General features: G+C 56.1%; 11 protein-coding genes and 1 tRNA gene. 7 read left to right on the forward strand and 5 right to left on the reverse strand.

The genetic code is table 11. The features are described from left to right. The first annotated feature begins 129 nt into the window (after positions 1 to 129). Positions 130 to 2,007, forward strand: a complete 1,878-nt coding sequence (locus FIV03_RS01470; RefSeq protein ID WP_152508431.1) for a hypothetical protein — start codon at positions 130 to 132, stop codon at positions 2,005 to 2,007. Between the two features lie 215 nt (positions 2,008 to 2,222). Beyond that, positions 2,223 to 2,918: a recombinase family protein gene (locus tag FIV03_RS01475; protein WP_152508432.1), complete on the forward strand. Its 696-nt coding sequence runs from the start codon at positions 2,223 to 2,225 to the stop codon at positions 2,916 to 2,918. Between the two features lie 18 nt (positions 2,919 to 2,936). On the opposite strand, the gene FIV03_RS01480 is transcribed toward FIV03_RS01475, so the two are convergent. The 5 genes from FIV03_RS01480 to FIV03_RS01500 all read right to left on the reverse strand — a co-directional run bounded on the left by FIV03_RS01480 (position 2,937) and on the right by FIV03_RS01500 (position 10,406). Then, positions 2,937 to 6,563: a hypothetical protein gene (locus FIV03_RS01480; protein WP_152508433.1), complete on the reverse strand. Its 3,627-nt coding sequence runs from the start codon at positions 6,561 to 6,563 to the stop codon at positions 2,937 to 2,939. A 435-nt stretch (positions 6,564 to 6,998) separates the two neighbouring features. Then, positions 6,999 to 8,732 carry a site-specific integrase gene (locus FIV03_RS01485; protein ID WP_173013744.1) on the reverse strand — a complete coding sequence of 578 codons (1,734 nt, stop codon included), beginning with the start codon at positions 8,730 to 8,732 and terminating at the stop codon, positions 6,999 to 7,001. Between the two features lie 99 nt (positions 8,733 to 8,831). Continuing rightward, positions 8,832 to 8,908: transfer RNA gene (locus tag FIV03_RS01490), tRNA-His, on the reverse strand. 226 nt (positions 8,909 to 9,134) lie between these two features. Then, the gene (locus FIV03_RS01495) at positions 9,135 to 9,653 is read right to left on the reverse strand and encodes a phasin (RefSeq protein ID WP_152508435.1); all 519 of its coding nucleotides are present in this window, start codon (positions 9,651 to 9,653) and stop codon (positions 9,135 to 9,137) included. A 366-nt stretch (positions 9,654 to 10,019) separates the two neighbouring features. Then, on the reverse strand, positions 10,020 to 10,406 hold the full coding sequence (locus FIV03_RS01500; protein WP_031269792.1) for a phasin: 387 nt from the start codon (positions 10,404 to 10,406) through the stop codon (positions 10,020 to 10,022). Positions 10,407 to 10,667: 261 nt separating this feature from the next. On the opposite strand from FIV03_RS01500, the gene FIV03_RS01505 reads away from it, so the two are divergent. From FIV03_RS01505 to ftsH, 5 genes are all read left to right on the forward strand, one after another. Continuing rightward, positions 10,668 to 15,380, forward strand: coding sequence for an ATP-binding protein (locus tag FIV03_RS01505; RefSeq protein WP_152508436.1), 4,713 nt, complete (start codon positions 10,668 to 10,670; stop codon positions 15,378 to 15,380). Positions 15,381 to 15,406: 26 nt separating this feature from the next. Continuing rightward, complete coding sequence (locus FIV03_RS01510) at positions 15,407 to 16,099, forward strand: DUF4336 domain-containing protein (protein ID WP_152508437.1); 693 nt, start codon at positions 15,407 to 15,409, stop codon at positions 16,097 to 16,099. Between the two features lie 269 nt (positions 16,100 to 16,368). Continuing rightward, positions 16,369 to 17,412: a Fe(3+) ABC transporter substrate-binding protein gene (locus tag FIV03_RS01515; protein WP_152508438.1), complete on the forward strand. Its 1,044-nt coding sequence runs from the start codon at positions 16,369 to 16,371 to the stop codon at positions 17,410 to 17,412. Between the two features lie 319 nt (positions 17,413 to 17,731). Then, positions 17,732 to 19,420, forward strand: a complete 1,689-nt coding sequence (locus tag FIV03_RS01520) for an iron ABC transporter permease (RefSeq protein ID WP_152508439.1) — start codon at positions 17,732 to 17,734, stop codon at positions 19,418 to 19,420. Between the two features lie 127 nt (positions 19,421 to 19,547). Beyond that, positions 19,548 to 21,374, forward strand: coding sequence for an ATP-dependent zinc metalloprotease FtsH (gene ftsH, locus FIV03_RS01525; RefSeq protein ID WP_152508440.1), 1,827 nt, complete (start codon positions 19,548 to 19,550; stop codon positions 21,372 to 21,374). Positions 21,375 to 21,378: the final 4 nt, after the last annotated feature.

Raw genomic sequence — 21,378 nt, forward strand, 5'->3', positions numbered from 1 at the left:
ATGATGTGAATAGCCCCTCTCGGCCCTAAACTCGAATTAGGTGGCACCATCAGGACCACACCGACCGATGGAACGCCCGTAGCTCTCCTCGTCGCTTTTCGTTTCCACCTCCCACCCTTCAAGAAAACCATGAAACACCAACCAACACTGGCTGGGGTATCGTCCCTGGCTATCGACTGCTGCCTCTCCGCTCCCGTATCGGGGGACAATTTTTCCCATAGCTATAATGAAGTTTTGACCCCACCCGCCTCGTTAACGTTGGAGATCAAAGACCGCGTTCTCGCTAAGCTGAAGCTTCAACTTCAGAGTTATGGACAGTCCCCTTCCTCTTTTCAGTGGGCAGGTCTGTCCGACGTCGTCGACACCCTAACCGCCATGCTCAGCGGAACCTGTCCACCGAAGGTTCACCTCTCCAGTCTTGATCCCGGCATGGGGAAGACCACTGCCTTGACTCAATTCCTGAAGGAAGTTGTACGCTCTTCCGATCATGAAGATGTTGGCGTCGTCGTCTTCCTGTCCCGCAAGGCAGAGATCGAACGACTGGTCGAGGAGGCCAATCTTCGGCCGGATGACTTTGCAGTCTACACCGCCGATCATGAGTGCAACGCCATATCCCCCACACCGGTCAATGATGCCCAAGTCCTCTTCACGACACAGCAGATGCTAACGAGCAGGTGCAAAGGCGGGAGCTTTGAACAGTGTTCGGCTTTCTATTATCTACATCGTGTCCGTGATGTCCGTGTCTGGGATGAGACGCTGGAGCCCAGCGAAGTCGTGACGCTCAGCAGCGACGACTTGGGCGAGCTTCTCCCCTTTCTGCGTCGAAGGGCTGTCACCACTGCGGATCAAGTCCAGGACCTTCTCGGGAAAACGGTGAGCGCACCATCGGGCTCGGTCATCACCATACCTGCCATCGAAGGACTGACGGGTCTCCGTGTCTCGTCGGATCATGACGGGTCTCTGCGTCGCAATCTGGACGCACTGGCCGCGATGTCAGGACGACCAGTCCGGATCTTGCCGGGTCAAGGCAAGCAGAAGGTTGCGCTCCACACCCGAGACGCATTACCGACAGACATGGCCCCGCTTCTGGTCCTCGATGCTTCAGGACGTGTCCGCGAGACCTACAACTGTTGGAATCGTCACAGCACAGGCCTGGTGCGCCTGACGTCTACCCCTAAGGACTATTCTGCCCTGACCGTGCATGTTCTCGACCAGGGCTCAGGCAAAGACAGCTGGACGAAGAACGATGACCGATTGGCGGTTGAGATCGCGACAGTGATCGACAGCAAACCGGATGAGCCTTGGCTTGTGGTCTGTCACAAGGACTTCGTCTCCATCTCAATTCCGAAGCTGATCCTTGAGCACGTAACGACCGCCAGAGACCGGGTCCAGTTCGTCACCTGGGGCCAGCACACCGCGACCAACGCCTTCGCTGACATACCCAATGTAGTCATAGCCAGCACATATTGCTTGCCCGATTGGCAGTACTCCGGTCTTGCATATGCCTGCAGCGGGAGACCGGTAAACCAGGAGCTGTCACACTCGGCGGTGGGTGCAATCCGTCTCGGAGAACATGGCCATAACATCTACCAGGCTCTGTGTCGGGCTTCGGTTCGAGGCAATGATGGGGGACGGTGCAAACCCTGTACGGCCTACTTCATCGCAGCCAAGGCAAGCGGAATACGTGACAAGCTGGCTGACTGGTTCCCTGGCTGTCAGGTCACCACATGGTCGCCGTCGCGTCGGAGGCTTCAAGGACAGAAGAAGAGAGCGGTCCTCGACTACATCGCAACTCGTCGGGCTGAAGACCCGGATGCGGTTATCCTCTTCAAAGAAGTGCAGGAGGCTGTTGGTATCTCGGATCGAAAACAACTGACCAAGATACGCAAGTGCGAGCACTTTCGTGCAGAGTTGACCGAATTAGGGCTTCAGGAGCACATGATCGGCAACCGTAAAGGAGCGAATGCGTTCATCCGCTTCTTCCATCCCATCCTGAGCGGTGACTGACCCAGAAATGTTGTGTGGGTCAAAAATCTGAGCGACTTATCAATAGTGGGGGAGATGCGTTTCCCCCCATACCCCCACCTCGTGGTCAATAACCCCTGTTGCTCCTATCCAAATTTGGGGCGTCGCCATTTTTGTAACAGCCACAACGTTCCTTGACGATTGATACAACGTTTCGTTAGACTCCCATTCAACATTGAAGTGGGGCGGCTACGGCTATGAAGAAATACGTGATCTACAAACGTGTGAGTACAGCTGAACAGGGACGCAGCGGGTTGGGACTGGAGGCGCAGGAGCGCGACATTCAACTCTTCCTGGACGGGTTCTCAGATATTCCGTTCGAGATTGTCTCTTCATTTGTTGATGTGCTGAGCGGTGGGAACAACGACCGCCCTGAGCTGAAGAAGGCCATCGACCTCGCCAAGAAGCAGGACGCCGAGTTGCTGGTTGCCAAGCTCGACCGCCTATCACGCAAGGTCGCCTTCATCGCCAGCCTCATGGATGATCCTAAGCTCTCCATCCGCGTGGCCCAGATGCCCTATGCCGACAAGTTCCAGCTGCACATTTACGCCGCGCTGGCTGAGCAGGAGCGTGACTTCATCAGTGCTCGTACCAAGGCAGCACTGGCTGCAGCCAAGCGACGGGGTAAGCAGCTCGGAGGCCTCCGCGACAAGACGATGAGACGGAATGAGGTCGTCAAAGCTGACGCCCAGCGCCGCGCTCAGAGGCTGAGCGGCGTCATCCTCCCGATGAAACAGGCAGGCATGTCACTCAGAGCAATCGCCGATGAGCTGAACACACTCGACATCCTGACGGCTAGAAACGGTAAGTGGACCGCAATGCAGGTCAAGCGGACGATGGAGAGGCTAGACACTCCAGATGCTTTTACAAGTCACGAAACGCTTGACTCTTGAGACAACGGCGATAGCCGTTCATGTTAAAAAGTGACCGATACGCCATTTAGCGATATAGGCCCCGATTTCATCATGTTGGAAGATTTTCTGTACGGTATTCAGCACTCCTCGCGCCTGATCAGCTTGACCTCTAACTAATTTTTGAAGAATTATACTAGTCGCCTTTTCTTTTATTTCATTTAATCCATCAAACTCCCACAACCCAGTAATTGCACCTAAAGCGACTTGAATATGGGATTTCAGATCGGCTCCTGGCTGCCCAAGTAGACTGCAGAAATCTGCAAACTCGCCTTCTGAAATCTCACTCTTCGATAGCATTTGCGCTGCAACCAGTATTCGATTTGCATTTGTGCTCAGGGCCTCTTCTCCAAGCTCTCGAAGTTGGAGAGTGCATTTCACAACGTCCTCAGCTCCAATGCGTCCAGAACTCTCTAAGTGAAACAGTAACGCTTGGATCCACGCAGTCTTGACGCCAAATAGTTGCCCGGCCCAAGCTCTCAAATGGTAGTCATCAGACAAAAATAAACGATCCGTACCGTCTGCGGCGAATATATCATCAAAGAACCGTCCGCCCTTTTCTTGGCGAGCACGGATTATCTCATCGTTTGGGTCGACTTTCGCCACTGCAGGGACGAGGACGCAATCTGATTTGATCCAATCCAAGTCGGAACGCATCAATTCGAGCTTCGAAGTGACTTCCTCTTCACTCCATTCAGTCAGAACAATTTGGTCGCCGCGCACCGCAATACTGCTTGATTTTTTAGGTCCGGTATCTCCGTCCTGAAAGCATGAAGTCTCCAAACTCTGTAGTCGTTCCGCAAATATATCAACGGCTTCTTGAGTGATGCCAATCCGTCCAAATTCTGCTTTTATTGCCTCTTCAATACCCAGACGCCGGATAAGGTAGCATGCACATGATTCTGCTATGATTCCGCATTTTCGTGCGTCGCGGATGTCATTCGCTGCATTAGCTTGATCTTCGACGGAACAAGATGAAACTTTGAGAGGATAACCACATTCTGATTTTAACCCCAGCATTGCGTCGATTGGATCAATGCCGAGATGAAAGGCGAGTATGTAGAGCGGGTAGGTTCCCTCTGAGTACTCTTTAGCTTTCTGTTGAGAGTAATCGGCACGTTGCCTCAGCATTGCTTTCATTTCGTCGAGGCCGTCTTCGCTACTAAAATTTACTGAGACTGACTTGAAACCCGATGCCTCTGGAAACTGCTCTTCAAATTTCTCTATAATCTGATGGAACGCCGCTAAAACCTTATGTTTAACACTTATGATCTTTGCTACGCCTTGACCTTTTAAAGGCCAATCAAATTCTTCGTTCACCTCTTTACCCAGCGCAGCTACAGCAACCGGATGATCACGACCAATATTGCCTTCCCTTAAAGCAAATAGTTCTTCATTTGTTTCAATGGTAAATGACAGCTTCGATTCGTCTGATTTCAACACCTCGAAAGTCGATCCTTCCTGGACGACTGTCGCAGTAATATTATCGGCGGTGCCCGGCGGTCGGCCAAAGGCCAATACGCTGGCGCTGAGAGCCATCCATGCGCGATGATGATTTTGATTTTGGCAATATAAGCGATACGCGTAATTACGCGCCCTTTCGATCTCACCACAATAGACCAAAATATTCACATACTCGCATCGCTCATCAATCGTACCAACCAATTCTAGATCATCGAGATCCTTGATGAGCCGTCGGATTCTTGCACGTTCATTCGTACGAAACAGTGCTTGTACATACCACTGCAAAGCGCTCATCGAGCTTGGGCTATGCTCAAACAATTTCCGCGCAAGTGGCACTACCTTTGAGTATTCCCCTGACAGAATCGCAACATTTGAACAAAACCTCCAACCGAATACAGAATTTTTAACATTCTGGGATAGTTTTTTAACAATCTCTATACTTATTCGACTTAAATGCCCCCGCAGACAAGCATCACAAAGAGTACTCAACGCCGGGCTTTCTGAAGAAAAACTCACCCGATCGATCAACAAATCAGCGCACTCGCGATAATACCCCCTAGCAAACAACTCATCCGCTGTTTTTAGTATCGTGAGGAAATCCCATTTATCGGCGTTTTCTAGAGATGAAAGAACCTTTTTCTCATCAAATTTTGTGCCCGTAACCGAAATCGGAAGTGCTTCAATTTCGTCATTCTCTTCTCGCAGAACAAATGCACGTTCATAAGCAGATCGCAGCAATAATACTTCCGGTCTTTCAGGCGTGATTGCGACTAGTTCTTCTAGCGCTTCATCCGCTGGCTCTCGGCTTAGAAAGCTAATTGCCATTCGGGCCTTTGTTTCCAGTGCAACTGGCAAAAGCTCCTCTGGTAGATCCGCACTTAGAACAGCATCAATCCTTTTGAGCGCTACAGTACTCTCACCGAGCTTCGCTTCAATCTCCGATGCCATAATTTGCAACTCAGGAACGTCTGACAACGGACAGATCAATTCCAAAGCTTCGGTGTCGCCGTCTTCTTGGAGAAATAAGACCGCACGTATTTGCGCAAGCTGGCTTTTTAGCTCAGGGTATTTTGCTAGAGTCTGATCAATTAAATGAGCCGCATCGGCGACGCTACCCGAGAGCCGGAGCGCGATTGCAGCGTTATTTACCTGGGAAGGTAGCAGGAGTTTATTGGGTGGGCGGAACTCGAGAGCCTCTACCAAGTCTCGCTTTAATATTTCGGCGGATTTAGCAAGGCGATTTTCATAATCGTCAGGCATTCGAGCGCCAAGCAAGAAAGCTTGGTTTTGGCGAGCGTCATCAAGCGTTGCAAGCGCCCACATGGAAGCAACATGATTATTGTCCTTATCGCCCTCATATATCTTTGACAAAACCTCATGATAATCATCAGGACGTACATCTTGGATATAGTCGAGATAGGCGACAACAACATCCGGAGCAAACAACTCCTCGCCAAGTAGATCTTCAGGAGCTTTTTCATGCTCGGTGAAACGGGCGGCATGGCAATATAAGCTGGCTGCCAAACTTCGATGGTCTCCTTTTTCTTGTAGCAACGTCAAACAACGCTGTAGCGCTGACTGGTTGTCTCCATCGAGTAGTTCTGCAAAAGCTAATCCAGTCTGCGCCTTAAAATCAGACGGGCACAGTGAATGGGCAAGTCGCAATGATTTGCTGGCTTCTTGATATTCGCCGATACCATGCTGAACAACACCAATATTGAAGTGCAATCTGAATCCCAAATAACCAGATGAATACTTTTCTTCTTCACCTAATTTTCTGAGTAAGCTCAAAGATGTATCACTATCTCCGCGGTTTGCAATCTTGCGATAATCGAGAATCCTTCTAATTTCTTCGCAATCATCTCTGTCTGGCTCTTCAACAGTTAATGAAGCTCGACCATCTAATTCAAAGGGAACGTCCGCCGCCTCAACTAGTTTCCGGGCTTTGGCTGCTTCACTGTCTAACAACCAAAAATTTTGGACGGACTGGTTGACCACATTACCGTCACCGCGAATGCTTGCGGCTTGAGTGTTCTCATTGCGCTCTGACTTGAAAGAAAATCGACTTCTAAAAAGTCTAAATATAGACAATTTCTTACTGTTCTCCGCTGCGATTTTCGGCGTTTTGCTGAACTGTATTGTTTTGGCCCGAAACGCGAGCATTTTGAGTATTAGTCGTAGTCTTCGCGCTTCTTAGTTTCAGGAAAAGACCCAAAACAGCGACCACTGCAACGACAATACCCGCAACCCAATATAGCGTCTCCAGCATTCCAACCCTCCTACCAACTAGGATTACACCAGCACACCCACTCGACCTCGCTCATACGAAGTTTCCTTGAGTCGCCACATGTATTAGGATAATGCCAAAGTTCGTTGCGAAGCTACACTTTGAAACCAATGATCGAAAGTTTACGGAAAATACCAGCAAATGGTGAAGCCATACGATTTCGCTTTTGAACTATCTACGCGTCGTATCTTTGAGCCGAACCACAGTGATTTTATGCGGCACAGCTGCTAGTTCACTAAACTAGTTATTGGTCGGCTCGGCACTTGCAACAATCCACAAGCATCTCATATTTCATCAATTGCAGGGTACTTTTATTTCAGCAGCAACGAGTTTCTTTGTAGTGCTGACAAATCCACCCCATCAAACCTCAAAGACTGCAGCGCCTTGTTCAGCTCGCGATAGAAGACCTCTCCGTAGCCGTAGCGGTTGCGCATTCCGATCTGCATGTGGCCTTGGAGGAAGTCGGCGAAGTCCATGTTGATCCCGGCAGCGCGGCAGAAATCCTCGAAATTGTGCCGAAAGCTATGGAAGCTGACCCCCTTCCGCTCAACACCAGCGTCTAGCATGAAGCGCTTGAAGTGCTTGGAGAACGGGCCGGAGTAACTTCCATTCGGGCCGACCTGGGTCTCGGGGAACAGGCGCTTCGAACCCTCGTCTTTCCGTTTCTGGACGAACTTGAGGAAGCCCAACGCCTCGAGTTCGGCATGTATCGGGATGTCGCGCTTGGAGGACTTGGTCTTCAACTTCTTGTCCTCCCCGTCATCATTGATCGAGATGCAGATCACGCCGTGCTTTTCCACCACGTCCGCGACGTAAAGCTGCAGGATCTCGTTCAACCTGGCACCTGTGAACAGGCTGATCACCGGCACCCAGTATTTAGCATCCGTCATGGGGACGACATCTCCAGGCGTCTTCCACTCCCGCGCCGACTTGCAGCCAGTGTAGATCGTCGAGGTGAATAGGCTGGAGAGTTCGGCAAGAGTGAAAGGATGCCGCTCTTCCTTCGCCTGAACGCGTCGTGTCGACAGACTGAGGCCATCAAATAGGTTGCCGGGTACGTTGTCGTAGTGGCTCTGCGCCCAACGCCAGAAAGAACCAACGAAGCGGAGGATCTTGTTGACGCTGGTTGTCGACATGGACGGCATTTCGAGCGACACAGCCGCCTCCGCAGCCCGCTCAATAGACATCTCCCGAAGCACCGACTTCTTTTTCCAGTTGGACGGCAGACGCAGCAGCACCTGCTTGAAACGACGGGCATCGTCTTTGCCGTATTCGTCGATAGGCCGATCTCCGCACAACAGCATGAACTGCTCGGCCCAGACTCTATGCTCCTTGGCTGTCGCCTCTGTCCAATCTTCCTTGGACTTCTCCTTGATCCAGTCTTCCAAAACGACAGAAAGCTTGGGGCATATTGGCGTCAATTCGATCTTGGAACCAGGTGTCGACACATAGTTCCCTTCATTCCGGCTCCGCATGTCCGCGAAAGCCTGAAGGGTCGCGTCCTGCAGCGCTGCAGCAAACTGCTTGAACGCCTTAGTTCCAGGAGACACCTTCAGGTTCACCTCCGGCCACTCCGACACCTCTTCGACTTCAAACTCGTAGTGTGGATCTACCTTGAACCGGCCTCGTAGCTGTCGAACATGTTTCTCAAGCTCATCAGTGGTCGCTTCCCAATCGTCAAACGACGGTGTCGGCAGTTCGGGCTGGACTTCATGGTCTTCCCGGAAACCGTCCAAGCGGACAGCTTCGTCCTCTTCCAGCAAATGCGCATGGTAAATGGCCTTGATTGCCTGGATCTGCTCTGGAGAAAGCTCATCAACGACGGGCGCTGCATCTCGTCCCCGGAGCGCTCGGCGGTGCTCTTCGAACCGGTTGTCGACCTCAACAGCCTTGATACGCACCTTGCGGAGCGCCTCGGCATGATCCTTTGTGCGAAGCGAGATCAGTTCCTCTCGCTTGCCATAGGTTTCGACGATGTCGGCGGGCACGACAGCACGGTGGTAGTAGACCGCTCCACGGCGGTACAAACGGGTATGGCCAGACACCTTTTTTAGACCCTCACTGTAGCAGTCTGCTGTAGCAGTGGTCGCAAGAGTGTCTTGCATATCAATAAGTTATTGAATCCAAGAAGATAGACTAGAGGATGGTACAGACGAGTGGATTCGAACCACCGACCTTCGGAGCCACAATCCGACGCTCTAACCAACTGAGCTACGTCTGCTTAAAGGCGTGAGGTGACGCGGACCATACTGACCCGTGCCGCCATTTGCAAGGGCGTCTTCTAAACTCGTTTTTTCCAACCCGCAAGCGGGAATTTGCGGAAATTTTCGAGCTGTTGAAAAGCAAATGCCCGGAGCGTTGCCCCGGGCATAACAACCGTTTGCCGATGTCATCGGCATGGCCCTGCCGAACCGCAATCAGGTGACTGCGGACGGCCGGATGCCGGATTAGTTGACCTTGATGTCCTTGAAGGACTTCTCGAACGCTTCCTTGACCGGTGCGGAAACGTCGGTACCGAGCTTGCTAGCCAGTTCGTGCATTTCCTTGGACTGGGCGCTCAGAGCGTCAAACTGCTGGCGAGCAAACGTGGACTGCAGCTCGATAGCTTCAGCCAGGCTCTTCGCAGACATGATGTCCTTCACGAAAGTGAAAGTTGCATCGGCGTTGGCTTTGGCAGCATCAACGGCCTTGTGGTTGAATTCGACAACGCCCTGGCGGGAAGTCTCGAAAGTGTCTTCCATCAGGTCGGTTGCGTCTTCAGCAGCGTTTTTCACTTTTGCATAGGCTTCGCGAGCGTTCTCGATGCCTTTTTCGGTTGCTTCACGGAACATGGCCGGAACTTCCATTTTCGGCATAGCAAAAGCCTCGAAGTCAGGGAAAGCTACGCCAGCAGCAGCAGTTTTGGCTTTGGTGGTGCGAGCTTTCGGCGCCGGCTTTGCCGGAGCAGTGGTTGTGGTGTCAGTCATGATCTCATCTCCTTGAGTCCGGATGCGATCATTGGTGCAAGTTCATTCCGCCGATACGTGTGCCGGCGGACCCTGTCGTCATCCGCAAACACTACATAGTGCATGCCGTGCTGCATTGCAACATTTTTTTGCACTGCACAACAAACTTGCCGTCGGGGATTTCTGGTGTTTCGTCGGTTCCGTCCTGCAAAAATCGGAGCGGACCACAGCCCTTTGTCGGTAAGCCATTGGCCGGACAAGGGAAGACGAAAACAGGCAATCAGGACCGGAAAAACGATACAACCAAAGCAGGAAATTTTCAATGAAACACTTGTGACACCTTGCGCGGGGCTCTGGCGCCCTGCGCAAGGAAAAATGCCGGCCGGATTATTTTTTCTGGGTGGCCTTGGCAGCGTCCTGAACGGCCTTCGTTGCCGAGTTGGAAAACTCGCGCGCCTGTTCGCCGAGGGATTCCATCTGCCGGCGCAGATAGTCCTGCTGCAGCTTCATCATGTCCTCGACATTTTGCGCCTTGACCAGTTCCTGCGCAAACTTGAAAGCCGCATCGACATGCTCTTCGGCATAGTTCAGCGCCTTCTTGTTCACATCCGCAGCACCGGCCTGAACCGCATTCGCGCTGTCTTCCGCATTGCTGACAGCCTTGTGGGTCGCGCCCATGAAGTCGTCAAAGGCCTTGCGGGCCTGGTCGACGCTCTTTTCCGCGAAATCGCGCATTTGGTCGGGAATTTCAAAACCGGTCTTGTCTGTGCTCATGTCGGCGCTCCTCAGGTCGACGAAAGATGTCAGGAGGGTATCCTGAAATCCTTCCATGCCAAAAATTCGTAACACGACGATGGCATTCCGGCAAACTTGTCCGGTCGGATTAACCACGCCTTCATGTAACCCCTTTAGCAACCTTGCTTTACGTGGACTGTGTTGGAGATTGCTTGTATTAACGGAGTGTTTACCACTTTGGGCAAATCCGGCCGCCACGCACCCGTCAACCGGTGTTGCAGACCAGTTTGGAGCAGAGCCATGGACGAACAAACCCTATCATTCCTGGAACTGACTGCCATGGATGATCTGGTTCAGCTTGTCGCCGACAAAAGGGCAGCCTGGCTCTGGTCGGCAGACGGGGCGCGTATTCTATGGGCGAATGCTGCCGGTGCTTCCTTTTTCTCCGCACAGTCCGTGGCCGACCTGGCCAACCTGACGTCGCTCGAGCGCTCACCCGCCCGTCCGCATATTGCCCGCATTGCCGAATCCGGCCCTACAGACAAGTTCAGCATCGACCGGCTTCGGTTTTACCGGGGTCTCAGGGTCATGCTGCTGACCTGCCAGTGCATGCGTATCGAGCTGGAAAACGGTGAAGCCGCTGCCCTGATTGTCTGTGGTGACAAGGGTCTGTCCATGACGAAAGACGCGGTGCCGGCTTTTGCACAGATACTGCGTGCCGATGATGCCACCGTGTTCGTGACGGATGCCGGTTCGGTGGAAGGCTGCTTTGGTGAACTGAAAGGAACGCCGGAAGACCTCGACCTGCCTGACGGACAGACGGCGCTTTTCGGTCCTCTGGAACTTGATGGTAACTTCCATGAGGGCGTTGTTCTGAAGGTGACGGACCGCCAGAAGCTGGTGGTCCTGGAAAATCTGCCTCTGGCTGATCCCGGCACTGAAGCCGGGGAAGACAGCCCCGCAAGCGCGCAAGAAGCGGACGCCTCCGCAATTGAAGCCGGGCTGCTGGCCACAGGCGTTGCCGCTGGAGCCGCAGTTGCCGCTGACACTTCATCCGCGGACGAGGAAACAGTTTCCCGGATGGGTGAGGAAGACGCCGGTTGGGTTCGGGCCGACGAAGACGAGTTTGAAACCGCTGACGATATGGCCGCAACGCAGGCCGCCCCTGCCCCACCCGTTGAAGAACCTGTTGAGGACGACCTCGACGACCTGGCTGCCAGGGAGCAATCCATTGCCGCTGGTGTTGTCACCTCAGACGATATCTCCCCGATGGATGCCGGAGAGGCGGACCTTGAAGCTGCGTTGTCCGACCTGGAGGAGATTGAAGAGGACGACGGTGAGACGGCAGAGGACATCTCTGCCGATGCTGAAGAGGACGACGGCCTCGAAGAACTCGACCTCGAGGAGAATATCCTTGAGGAGACGACCGCCAAAGTCATGGCCGAAGACACCTTCGATGACACTGCGACGGAAGATGGGGACGGCTTTGTCTTTCAGCCACGGCGCAGACCTGTGCGCTTTGCCTGGAAGATGGACATCGACCAGCGCTTCACCTTTCTGTCCGACGAGTTTGCCGAAGTTCTTGGCCCTTCCTCAACCGACATTATCGGTCTGACCTGGAAGGAAGTGTCCGACGCTTTCGATCTCGACCCCCGTGGCCATATTGCGCGGGCGCTTGACCGACGCGACACCTGGAGCGGAAAGACAATCGACTGGCCGGTCTCCGGTGCGGACCTGCGCGTACCTGTCGACATGGCCGCCCTGCCCGCCTTTGACCGGAACCGGAAATTCGAAGGCTATCGCGGATTCGGTGTTTGTCGGACCGCAGATGCCGTGCCGGAGCATGGCAGCCAGCCCTCCGGCCCGACGCTGGCCGTTGTCGGGGCATCTGACACTGACAATCACACTGACGAAACCGAACGCGACACACTTGCGGAAGATGAAGCCAGCCACGTCGCTGCAACGCTGCAGGAAGGTGCGCCCGGTGCGGAAGCTGCCGACGTGCCCGTGGCGCCAGAGGTGGAAGACGACATTGCCACCGCGGGCGATGACAACGGACATGAAAACGTCCGCTCTGAAACAGGTGATGAGACGACAGGTACATCAACTGGTGAGGCTGGTACCGATGAAGCTGGTTCACCAGACGCAGCACAGCAGCAGGCAACCGCGGAGGCAGCAGCCAAGCTTGCGGAATTGAAACCGGCAAAACCGGATTCTTTCGCGGGCAAGACCTTTCTTGGCGCAAGCGCGGCTGCTCTCGTCGGTTCCCTGGCAAAGTTCACCGGCAAGGCCCCGCAACGCCCGGCAGACCCGCCGGTAAAGGCAGATGAACCCGCCAAGGCGGATACCCGACACCTTGAAACCGACACGTCTCCTGAGGACGTTGGCCCGGATGCCGACAAGGATTTCGACGATCTGCCCGGCGCAGCTCTCGACAGCAAGTTCAAGGCCCTGGAATCCGGCCTGCAAGATGCACCGGAAGACGAAGCTCTTCCCGAGGAAAGTGACCTCCCGGAGACTGGCGAAGACAAGCCCGTCTCCGGCAGCGATGAAACCGTTCCTCAGGACAGTGAAAGCGCTGAGGACACCGGAACTGCAACCGACGAAACGGACGATGCGCCGGAAACAGTCGTCGATGACGCCGATGCAGTAGCTGATGATGAAGACCCTGAAGACGAGGTCAGCGACACGTCGAGCGAAGACACCGCCATCGTTGATGACGACACTGAACTGGCAGACGAAGACGAAGCGGACGCCGACAGTGAGAACTATGCTGCGACCGACGAGCTGACCGGTGAAGAGACAGGGGACACCAACACAGCCGTTGCAGTGCCCACTCCAGCGAGTGCCGAACCAACCGGTATCTCCGGGCCAGCGGCGCTGAAACCGGCTGAAATCGAAAGCGCGGTCAAGTCACTCGCCAAGGCTTACAAAGAGGCGGAAAAGAAGTCTCGCGACCTCTTTGAGGAAGAAGAAGACCCCACGACCCCGGAAGACGACGACATGTCGTCCACAGCCGTCGCAACTGCCGGAAGTGACGAGGACCAGCAAACGGGAACCGATGAAGCTTCGGCTGAAGACGAAGATCTGTTCGAGCCCGAGCCCGCCTTTGAAGACACCCATTTCGATCTTGTTGAGGAGGAAGACCGCGAGATCGAGGCCGTGGCTGCGTCATTGGAAACGGACGATGCGGCTGAAGAGCGTGAGTTCTTCGAAGAAACCGCAGCCTTCGAGAGCGAGGACAAGGCTGCCGAAACCGCCGACGCCGATGAGCCGGCCGAACCGAAACCGACAGGCCAGGTCATCCCGCTCGCAACGGTGAAACCGCGCGTTGTTCCGGTGGATACCTCCGGTCTTTCCCGGCCCGAACGTCAGGCCTTTCGCAAGATCGCCGAAGCCCTTGGAGCACGGCTGGAGGGCGACCTTGAAGATTTCGATGCGCCCGATCCGGTGGAACCGGTCGAAGAGCTGCCGCCCGAAGTTCCGGAAGCCGGCCCTATCGATCCGAGCCTCCTGGACCGCCTGCCCATCGGCATCGCCATTGCCCATGACCGGGAAGTTCTCTACGCCAACAAGGCGCTGCTGAGCATGCTTGGCTACAAGTCGATCACCGCGCTCTCCGAGGCTGGCGGCCTGGAAGCACTTTTCATCGACGATGCGGAAGAATTGCCGGACGCCGAAGGCATGGATGGTGAAGTCGACGAGACCATGAAGATGCGCCTGTCGGATGGCGGTGTCCTCAATGTCGACGCTCATATGCATTCCGTTCCGTGGAACGGCACGCGCGGTCTGATGATTTCCATCACCGAACGCAAGGCCAAGCCGGCACCTGCGACTGCCGCTCCGTCTTCGCCGAACTTCTTTGCGGAAGTCCGCTCGGAACTTGATAGCGCGCGAAACCAGATCGCCGAGATGGACACCATTCTGGAAACGGCGACCGACGGCGTTCTCGTGCTTGATCAGAACGGCACGATCCTGAAAGTGAATGGCTCCGCGGAGGCGCTTTTCAGCGCCAACCGGTCCGACATGATCGGAGCGCCTTTCACGGATTTCCTGGCGCCCGAAAGCCACCGGGCGGCGGCCGACTATCTGGATGGATTGTCGCGCAACGGTGTTGCCTCGATCCTGAACGATGGCCGCGAAGTGCTTGGCAAGGTTCCGACCGGCGGGCTCATCCCGCTGTTCATGACCATCGGCCGGATCAGCGGCAACAAGGACGACGTAAAGTATTGCGCGGTGCTGCGCGACATCACCCAGTGGAAGACGGCAGAAGAAGAGCTGACCCAGGCAAAGCGCCAGGCTGAAAACGCCAGCTCTCAGAAGTCGGATTTCCTGGCGAAGATCAGCCACGAAATCCGCACCCCGCTGAACGCGATCATCGGCTTTTCGGAAGTCATGATGGAAGAGCGCTTCGGCCCGATCGGCAATGACCGCTACAAGGACTATCTCAAGGACATCCGCACTTCCGGCTCGCATATCATGAGCCTGATCAACGATCTCCTGGACCTGTCCAAGATCGAGGCGGGCAAGCTGGATCTGAAGTTCTCCGCCGTCTCGACCAACGACGTCATCAACGAATGCGTTGCCCTGATGCAGCCGCAGGCCAACCGGGAGCGTGTCATCATCCGTGCCAGCCTGCCGGAATCCGTGCCCGATGTCGTGGCTGATCCGCGGTCTCTGCGCCAGATCGTGCTGAACCTTCTGTCCAACGCGATCAAATACAACAAGTCCGGTGGGCAGGTGATCCTGTCGACGGCGCTGGAAAGCAACGGCGAAGTCGCGCTGCGGGTTCGCGATACCGGCACCGGCATGACAGCCAAGCAGCTGGCTGCGGCGCTTGAGCCGTTCCGGCAGCTGCATACCTCCAGCCGCGGTGGCGGAACCGGGCTTGGCCTGCCGCTGACCAAGGCACTGGTGGAAGCCAACCGGGCCAGCTTCCATATCGATTCCACGCCGGATCAGGGCACCCTGGTGGAAATCATTTTCCCGACACAGCGGGTGCTTTCGGAGTAATGCCGGGCTCCCGACAGGAGAGCGCCTTGGTTGAAGTCGACAGCAATATCTGGATCCTTGAAGGGGACACTGTCTCCTTCTACGGATTTTGTTACCCGACCCGCTGTGTGATCGTTCGCCTGCCGTCCGGCAAGCTGTGGGTCTGGTCACCCATCGCCTTGACGCCTGCGGTCCGGCAGCAGATCGATGCCCTTGGAACCCCGGCACATCTCGTCAGTCCCAACAAGATCCACCATCTCTTTCTGCAGGACTGGAAGGCGGCCTGGCCGGAGGCCAGGCTCTGGGGACCCCAGAGCACCATTGCCAAGCGTACGGACCTCGCCTTCGAACCGGCGCTGGACGAGGCGGTGCCAGATGCATTCGAAGGCGCCATCGACATGGTGCGCTTTTCCGGTTCTCCGGTGATGGACGAGTTGGTGTTTCTGCACCGGCCCTCGGCAACTGTCATCCTGGCCGATCTCAGCGAGCATTTCTCTCAAGGTTTTTTGCACCGGCACTGGAAACCCTGGCAGCGCTGGATTGCCGGTCTTTGGGGCATTGTCGAAGGCAAGGGCTATGCGCCCCTGGAATGGCGGCTGAGCTTTTTCGACCGCCGAAAGGCCCGAACCTGCCGGGACAGGATCCTTGCCTGGTCACCGGAAAGGGTGATCATGGCGCACGGCGTCTGGCAGGCAAGCAATGGCACAGCCTTCCTGCGGCAGGCGCTTGCCTGGGTGTGACAGTTTTTCACGCCAGCTGGTAACGCGTTCGTGATCAGCCTTTCAAAGCAACCTTGAATAACCATCAGGCCTAAAGTCGAGTCTTAAACTCCTGTATTCTCACCGGTTTTCGGCAAAATAGTGGAATGCAATCCTCCAGTTAGTTTTGAATCATTCTAAAGTATTGATTTTGCTTGATTTATTGACTTGAAGCCCTGCTAGCGACATATTCCCGGCAAGCTTTTGACCTCGCGTCCGAGCAACAAGAACCATATCAACGGGAGAGTTACATGAATTCCACTTTCCGCATCCTGGCAGGCGCTGCCCTGCTGTCTTCGGCAACCCTTACCGCTGTACCCGCATTTGCCGACGGGGAAGTGAACATCTACTCCTATCGCCAGCCTTATCTGATCGAGCCGCTGCTCGACGCTTTCACCAAGGAAACCGGCATCAAGACCAACGTGGTCTTTGCGTCTGAAGGTCTGGGCGAGCGTATTGCGGCTGAAGGCGCCAACTCTCCGGCCGACGTTCTCTTGACCGTCGACATCGGGCGCCTGGACGGTGCCAAGCAGCTCGGCATTTCACAGCCGGTTGTTTCTGAAGTCGTCAATGCAAACGTTCCGGCAGAGTTCCGCGATCCGGAAGGCCACTGGATCGGCCTGACCAACCGTGCCCGCGTGATCTACGCTTCCAAGGAACGCGTCGACCAGGACAGCATCACCTATGAGGAACTTTCCGATCCGAAGTGGAAGGGCCGCCTGTGCACCCGTTCCGGTCAGCATGTGTACACCGTCGGACTGGTCGCCTCGATGGTCGCCCACCATGGTGCGGAAGAAACCGAAAAGTGGCTTGAAGGCGTTCGCGACAACCTTGCCCGCAAGCCTGCCGGCAACGACCGCGCCCAGGTCAAGGCCATCTTCGCCGGCGAATGCGACATCGCACTCGGCAACACCTACTACATGGGCCTGATGCAGACCAACGAGAAGGAACCGGAACAGCAGACCTGGGCCGACAGCGTCCGCATTCTGTTCCCGAACACCGACGACCGTGGCAGCCACGTGAACGTTGCAGGTGTCATCCTGACGAAGAACGCACCGAACCAGGACAATGCGGTCAAGCTGATCGAGTTCCTGTCTTCCGATGAAGCTCAGCGGATCTACGCCGAAACCAACCATGAATATCCGGTCAAGCCGGGCGTAGCGGTTTCCGAGCGCGTTGCAAGCTGGGGCGAGTTCAAGAAAGACACCCTGTCACTCGCCGACATTGCCGAGAACCGCAAGACCGCCAGTGAGCTGATCGACGAAGTCGGCTTTGATGACGGCCCGGCCTCCTGAGGCCATATCGACAAAAAAGACAGGCGCCGCATTTTGCGGCGCTTTTCTGTTGAGAGCAAGGAAGGCGGACTTTCAAACTATTCTGGGGCCCGCCATTGCCGGACTTGATCCGGCAATCCATGCCGTTCCCTGTCGACAAAATTCAGAGGTGACGTCGATCCGATCCTCGACGGCATGGATGCCATGGTCGAGCCATGGCATGACGAAAAGAAAACCACCGCAAAAATCCAGGTCATGCCTCGGGATCTCTTGGCTTTTGCATTTTCCGGGTTTTGCCTATAGAGCTTCCTGCGAACCATTCTCAAAGAAATGACAGGCCTTGCTGCGCACGCCCACCCTCACTTTTGCTGACCGTTTCTGGCAAATTGCATCGCTGGCGATTGCCACGCTGGTGCTGTTGCCACTGGCGGCGATCGTGTGGATCGCGCTGACACCGACGGGCGAAGTCTGGGGCCATCTTCTGACAACGGTTCTGCCCGGCTCCCTGCAGACGACGGTTTTGCTGATGCTCGGGGTCGGCTTGACCACAGGCATCACCGGCGTTGCCACGGCCTGGCTGGTGACGATGTGCAATTTCCCGGGAAGAAAGGTCCTCGACTGGGCCCTTCTGGTGCCCCTTGCGGTGCCGACCTATATCGTCGCCTTCGCCTATGTCGAAGTGCTCGATTATACCGGGCCGGTCCAGAGCCTGATCCGCACGCTTTTCGGTTTCAAGACGTCCAGAGACTACTGGTTTCCCGAAATTCGTTCACTGGGCGGTGCCATATTCGTCATGGGGGCGGTGCTTTACCCTTATGTCTATCTGACGACCCGGGCGAGCTTTCTGATCCAGTCCGCCTCGACGCTGGATGTCTCGCGTACCCTTGGCGCTTCGCCTTACGGGCTGTTCTTTCGTGTCGCCCTGCCATTGGCACGTCCCGCCATCGTCATCGGCATTTCGCTTGCCTTGATGGAGTGCCTCAACGATATCGGGGCGGTGACATTCTTCGGCGTGAAGACCCTGACCTTTTCCGTCTATGACACCTGGCTGCACCGTTCCAGCCTCGGTGGCGCAGCCCAGCTCGCGCTGGCCATGCTGGTGATGGTGTTCCTGCTATTGTGGCTGGAACGGTTCGGGCGGCGGAAACAGCGCTTCGACAGCGGCGGTGGCTCCAAGCACCGGCCGCCGACACGCTTCGAACTTGGACGCTGGCAGGCTGCGCTTGCTTTGCTGTTATGCCTGGCGCCGGTCTTTGTCGGCTTTGTGGTTCCTGGCCTGCTGCTTGCCGACCTGGCCAGCCGGCGCCTGGAAGGTTTTTGGGACAGCGGTTTTCTGGATGCCGTCTGGAACAGCCTCAGCCTCGCTGCCATTGCAGCGCTGATCACCGTGCTCATTTCCGTTGCCCTGGCCTATGCCCTGCGTCTCAACCCCAGGGGCCCATTGAAATTTGCCGTCCGGCTTGCCTCGATCGGTTACGCCATTCCGGGCACCGTTCTCGCCATCGGCATTCTGGTGCCGCTGGCCGGCTTCGACAATTTCCTGGATGCCCGCATGGAGGCCTGGTTCGGTATCAACACCGGCCTGCTACTGCTGGGGAGTGGCACCGGCCTTGTGTTTGCCTATGTGGTTCGCTTCCTTGCAGTTTCCTACGGCCAGGTTGAAGGTGGCTTCGGCCGGATCACACCTCATCTCGACATGGCGGCGCGCACGCTTGGCCGCAACAGCGGTCAGACCCTGACGCAGATCCACCTGCCGATCCTGAAACCGGTGCTGTTGTCCGCAGCCCTGCTCAGCTTCGTCGATTGCATGAAAGAGCTGCCGGCAACCGTTCTCCTGCGTCCGTTCAATTTCGAAACCCTGGCAACCACCGTGTTCGAGGCCGCCTCGCGCGAAGCCTTTGGCGAAGCGGCCCTGCCCTCGCTTGCCATCGTTCTGGTCGGTCTCATCCCGGTCATCTACCTCGCCCGTTCCAGCGCCTCGTCCTTCCGGACGCAAACGTCCAAGCGGCAACTGGAGCCGGTCGTCTGAACCAGGGCAGCCATGCCACCTCGCGCTCGCGTCACGCCCACCTCACGCCCACCTCGCGCCTTGACAGCCTCCGGGCGAACCGCGTCAATGGCGGCATAGTTCAGACAATTGCCGGGACAGTTTCGCGATGGAAAAGAAACACCAGATAAACCTTTGGTACGCCTTCATTGCCATGATGCTGGTGCTGATGTTCCAAAGCTGGTGGACCACCTACAAGACCGTCGAGCAGATCCCCTACAGCCAGTTCGAGCAGTACCTCAAGGACGGAAAGATCGAGGAGATCGCCGTCAAGGAGAACTTCATCGAAGGCAAGTTCAAGGCCGAACTGAAGGACGGCAAGCAGTATTTCGTCACCACGCGCGTCGAGGTTCCGCTCGCCGACGAACTCAGCAAGTATGACGTCAAATACACCGGCGTCGTCCAGAACACCTTCATTCGCGACATCCTCTCCTGGGTACTGCCGGTCCTGCTGCTGTTCGGCCTCTGGATGTTCTTCATCCGCAGGTTTGCCGAAAAACAGGGCCTTGGCGGCATGATGACGGTCGGCAAGTCAAAGGCGAAGGTGTTTGTCGAAAAGGACGTGAAAGTCACTTTTCAGAATGTTGCCGGCGTGGATGAAGCCAAGCGGGAACTGAAGGAGATTGTCGATTTCCTGAAGGAACCGGCTTCCTATGGCCGTCTGGGAGCACATGTGCCCAAGGGCATCCTGCTGGTTGGCCCTCCAGGCACAGGCAAGACGCTTCTGGCGCGCGCCGTGGCCGGTGAAGCCGGTGTGCCGTTCTTTTCGATCTCCGGCTCCGAATTCGTGGAGATGTTCGTCGGCGTCGGCGCCGCACGAGTGCGCGACCTCTTCGAGCAGGCCCGAAAGGCCGCCCCTGCCATCATCTTCATCGACGAGCTGGACGCACTGGGCCGGGCACGTGCCTCAGGCCCGATGGGCACCAATGACGAAAAGGAACAGACGCTCAACCAGCTCTTGACCGAGCTCGACGGGTTTGATCCGTCCAGCGGCATCATCCTGCTGGCAGCGACGAACCGGCCGGAGATCCTCGATCCTGCCCTCCTGCGCGCCGGGCGCTTCGACCGGCAGGTGCTGGTCGACCGGCCGGACAAGATCGGCCGGCGTGCGATCCTCGATGTCCACGTGAAGAAGATCAAGCTGGCCGCAGATATCGACCTCGATCAGGTGGCCCAGCTGACAGCAGGGTTCTCCGGCGCCGACCTTGCGACGCTGGTCAACGAGGCGGCCCTCCTGGCAACACGTCGGAAGGCGGATGCCGTTACCCTGCTGGACTTCAACGAGGCCGTGGAGAGGGTGATTGCGGGACTGGAAAAGCGCAGCCGGATCCTGTCGGACAAGGAACGAAAAACCGTCGCTTTCCACGAAATGGGCCATGCCCTGGTTGCCGCCAACCTGGAAGGCTGTGATCCGGTGCACAAGATCTCGATCATCCCGCGCGGCATCGGCGCGCTCGGTTACACGATGCAGCGGCCGACCGAAGATCGTTTCCTGTTGTCCGCTCTCGATCTGGAAAACCGCATGGCTGTCCTGATGGGCGGCCGGGCCGCAGAAGAGATTGTCTTCAACGAGATCTCCACCGGGGCTTCCGACGACCTGCAGAAAGTGACCGAAGTCGCCCGTGACATGGTCATGCGATACGGCATGGATCCCGACCTCGGCAATCGCGCCTATGCCACCCAGCGCCAGAACTTTCTCGGCCAGCCTGCCGGAGACGTTGCCGAGGTTTCCGAACAGACCCAGCGGGAGATCGACCTTGCCATCAAGCAAAGGGTGGAAGCAGCCTTCCAGCGCGCCAAGGCGCTCCTGAACAGCCATCGCGGCGAACTGGACGAAGGGGCCTCACTGCTGCTTGCAAAGGAAACGCTGACCGATCAGGACTTCCCCGCAATCCGCCCCCTTGCCGAACGCCGGAAGACCGAGGCGGCGGAGTAAGACC

Source organism: Labrenzia sp. THAF187b (assembly GCF_009363375.1).
Taxonomy (GTDB): Bacteria; Pseudomonadota; Alphaproteobacteria; order Rhizobiales; family Stappiaceae; genus Roseibium; species Roseibium algicola.